Consider the following 3,324-nt stretch of genomic DNA (forward strand, 5'->3'; position numbering starts at 1 on the left):
TGGAACGCCTGAACAAGGAAGTGAAGCGCCGCGCCGATGTCGTCGGCATCTTCCCGAACGAGGATAGCATCATCCGCCTCGTCGGCGCCGTCCTGCTGGAGCAGAATGACGAATACCAGCTCCAGCACCGCTACATGCAGATCGAGGGCATGGCCGCCCTTGCTACACCAATGATCGAGGAGGCACAGCCGCTACAGATTACACCCAAGGCCGCCTGAAAATGCAGCCCGCTGGCCACACCCAATTCTACACCACATTGACGGACGCGACCCTGAAATCTGGCGCAAGCCGGGATGCTGGTCGCCATTGTGCGCATCTCTCGATCAATATTCGAGATATGAGAGCGTAGAGCTTCTCCCATGCTGACCAGAGGATCCAAATCGACGCGGATGGTGACCCCACCGGTGCGCAAGAGCCTTAGTTGGCTCGCGACTTCAGCCGCGAGCGAGCCTCGTCCATTCAGGAGCTTGATGTTGGCGCCGTGTAATCTGAATATGGACTGCAGCAACGCATCCGTTCTCGCACGTTGCTTTAGCAAGGTTCGACGGATGTTGATCATTATGCGGATGTCCTGGTGTTCCACCGGTTTCACAAAAACTTGAGGACCCATTGACTGGGCGACCCGACCGAGCTCGGCGAGACCTCTGGCGTCATTCGCATCGGTCTTATGCCGTCGGATCGCCAGGAATTTGCTTGATTTGCGAACGTCGACGACTTGAACGGGAAACCCGAACGAACGGAGATCCCGAACCATTTGAGTGCCGACACCGGCCTCGATCGTAATAGACTGGACAGGCTCAACGCCGAACCGTCGAAGGATATCTCTTATCGGAGCAGCGCGGGTCTCAGTCATTGCCTCGAAGAATACGTGGCCTTCGGCATCGACGAGGCAGACCGCAGTCTCCAGGTGGCCGGCGTCGAGGCCGACCCAATAGCGCTGGTGCCGTGGCATCTATGCTCCGGTGCGGCGTTTGCTTCCTTCGCTTGCCCTACTGACCTTGTGGGGTCTGTCCGACTAGGATTCGTCCTCAGGCGTGTGATAGAGAGGTAGGAAATCGAAGGAGATGATAGGATGGAGCCGCGGGAGGCGTTGGATGGCCTAATCAGCGAGCGAGGAGAGACCTACGCATCGATCTCGCGCCTCCTCGGGAGAAACTCGGCATACATCCAGCAGTTCATTAAACGAGGTTCTCCAGCCCGCTTTGACCAAAGCGACATAGCGCTGCTGGCATTGCATTTTGACGTGCCCGTAGAGGTGCTGGGTGGAAAGGTGGGGCCGACAGTCGGGCAGCGCTCGATAGTCAAAGTCCCACTACTGAACGGGACAGGCAACGATTCACGCTCACAATGGCGTCTGGTTGATGCGGCTTGGCTAGGTCGGCTGTGTGATCAGCCCGCCAGTGTCGCAATCTTGCCAATTGTTGGTGAGGCGATGGAGCCAACCCTCTGCAATGGCGACGAGGTTATGATTAGCCGAGTTCGCACCCAGGAGAGCGTGCGTGAAGGCCTTTATGCCATTCGTGGGTCTTCTGAAATCTTCGTGAGGCGGATAGCGATCGACCCAACGAAGAACCGTCTGACCGTTCTTACCGATCACCCCGCATATCCGAGCTGGCAGGGCATCCAGCGCAAGGGCGTCGATATTGTCGGCCGGGTAATTTGGATCGGAGCTCGGGTGGCTTAGCTGTCTTATTTCCCCGTGATCCTCGAGGCTCTTAACGGCCATCCCAGCGGGTGATGCTGGTGCGGAGCAAGATGGGTTTAGCAGTCGCGCTGATTGGGAGGTGAAAGGACGACTCGCTCAAGGGCAGTCGGACAAAGCGTAGGCCATGAATCTTTCACCGTGGACGCTGATGTGTGGAGGCTGAGCAACCGCAGCGCCGAATTAGCGCGCTGCTACCTAGAGAGCTACCTAGCACAAAAACGCTCCCGGCCGCTCGAACCGACGAGCTTGGTATTCGACTGAAAAATAAGGGGAAAGTGGTGGACGCACTAGGGCTCGAACCTAGGACCCGCTGATTAAGAGTCAGCTGCTCTACCAACTGAGCTATGCGTCCATTCCGATCTGCTCGGAAACGCGATGGCGGGGCGGCGAGGCCGTGTCCCGATTCGCGTGAGGCGCTGCATTTAGCGGGTCTCATCCTGATGGCAAGACCCTTTTCGCACCTGCGGGAAATCAGTTCGCCAAGCCCCGGCGCGGGGCCATGCGGTTCCAGCGATTGACCATCATCAACAGGCCGATACAGATCATGTTGGTCATCATCGAGGAGCCCCCGTGGCTCATCCACGGCAGCGGAATGCCCTTGGCCGGCGCCATGCCCATCACCATCAGGAGGTTGATGGCGATGTAGAAGAAGATCGTCGCGGTCGCCCCGGCGGCGAGCAGGGCCGAGAAGCGGTCCTGCGCTTCTGCCGCGACCTTCCAGCCCCACCGGAGGATCAGCGCATACATGGCGAGCACGAACAGCCCGCCCATCAATCCCCATTCCTCCACCATCGTGGAGAAGACGAAATCGGTGTGAGGCTCGGGCAGGTAGTCGAGGTGGCTCTGGGTGCCGTTGTTGAAGCCTTTTCCGAAGATCCCGCCAGAACCGATGGCAATCTTCGACTGCGCGATGTGATAGCCCGCGCCCAGCGGATCGCTCTCGGGATCGAGGAAGGTGGTGACCCGCGCGCGCTGGTAGTCGTGCAGCGCAAAGAAGTAGATCAGCGGCAGCGCAGCGATCCCGGCGCCCATCGCGGCGAGGAACCACCACAGGGGCAGCCCCGCCAGGAACATCACCACCACACCTCCGAAGGCGATCGCGACCGAGGTGCCGAGGTCCGGCTGCATCAGCACCAGCCCGATCGGCAGCGCGATCAGCATTCCCGCCGGCAGCACCGAGCGCCACGATCCGATCATCCCGGCCGGCAGCGTCGCATAGAAGCGCGCCATTGCCAGCACCACGGCCGGCTTCATGATCTCGGAGGGCTGGATCCGGATCGGTCCGGCTTCGAGCCAGCGCTGGCTGCCGCCGCCGACCTGACCGACGATCTCGACCGCCAGCAGCAGCAGCAGCACGGTGAGATAGGCGGGATAGGTCAGCACCCGCACCGCATCACGCGGGAGCGAGGCGATGATTGCGGTCATCACCGCGAACACGCCGAAGCGGACGAAGTGCGACAGCGCGAAGGGCTCCATCGCGCCGCCCCCGGCCGAATAGAGCACCAGCCCGCCGAAGCAGGTCAGCAGCACCAGCGGGATCAGCATTTCCCAGGGCTGGCGGGCGATCGGTTCGGGGATGATCCCGGGACGCTGGGTGAGCGTGCTCATGTGGCTGTCTC

Annotated in this window: 4 protein-coding genes and 1 tRNA gene; 2 read left to right on the forward strand and 3 right to left on the reverse strand. The window is 60.6% G+C overall.

What is annotated here, in order from left to right:
• Positions 1 to 218 (forward strand): transposase (locus AX692_RS18675; protein ID WP_196491754.1); only part of this gene is annotated, 218 nt, incomplete at its 5' end.
• Here AX692_RS18675 and AX692_RS20760 read toward each other — a convergent pair.
• The gene (locus AX692_RS20760) at positions 131 to 952 is read right to left on the reverse strand and encodes an IS110 family transposase (RefSeq protein WP_073975008.1); all 822 of its coding nucleotides are present in this window, start codon (positions 950 to 952) and stop codon (positions 131 to 133) included. The genes AX692_RS18675 and AX692_RS20760 overlap by 88 nt on opposite strands.
• 120 nt (positions 953 to 1,072) lie before the next feature.
• Between AX692_RS20760 and AX692_RS19440 the strand changes: the two genes are divergently transcribed.
• Positions 1,073 to 1,684, forward strand: a complete 612-nt coding sequence (locus tag AX692_RS19440; protein WP_155644967.1) for a S24 family peptidase — start codon at positions 1,073 to 1,075, stop codon at positions 1,682 to 1,684.
• A gap of 297 nt (positions 1,685 to 1,981) precedes the next feature.
• Here the strand turns inward: AX692_RS19440 and AX692_RS01540 are convergent.
• A tRNA-Lys gene (locus AX692_RS01540) sits at positions 1,982 to 2,057 on the reverse strand.
• A 119-nt stretch (positions 2,058 to 2,176) separates the two neighbouring features.
• Positions 2,177 to 3,313, reverse strand: coding sequence for a rod shape-determining protein RodA (gene rodA / locus AX692_RS01545; protein WP_073975007.1), 1,137 nt, complete (start codon positions 3,311 to 3,313; stop codon positions 2,177 to 2,179).
• Between the last annotated feature and the right edge of the window lie 11 nt (positions 3,314 to 3,324).

The sequence above is a fragment of the Erythrobacter donghaensis genome, assembly GCF_001557325.1.
Lineage (GTDB): Bacteria > Pseudomonadota > Alphaproteobacteria > Sphingomonadales > Sphingomonadaceae > Erythrobacter > Erythrobacter donghaensis_B.

Coding starts and splice junctions, on each gene's coding strand:
- AX692_RS20760 (WP_073975008.1), bottom strand. CDS start 952: ATGCCACGGCACCAGCGCTATTGGGTCGGCCTCGACGCCGGCCACCTG.
- AX692_RS19440 (WP_155644967.1), top strand. CDS start 1,073: ATGGAGCCGCGGGAGGCGTTGGATGGCCTAATCAGCGAGCGAGGAGAG.
- rodA (WP_073975007.1), bottom strand. CDS start 3,313: ATGAGCACGCTCACCCAGCGTCCCGGGATCATCCCCGAACCGATCGCC.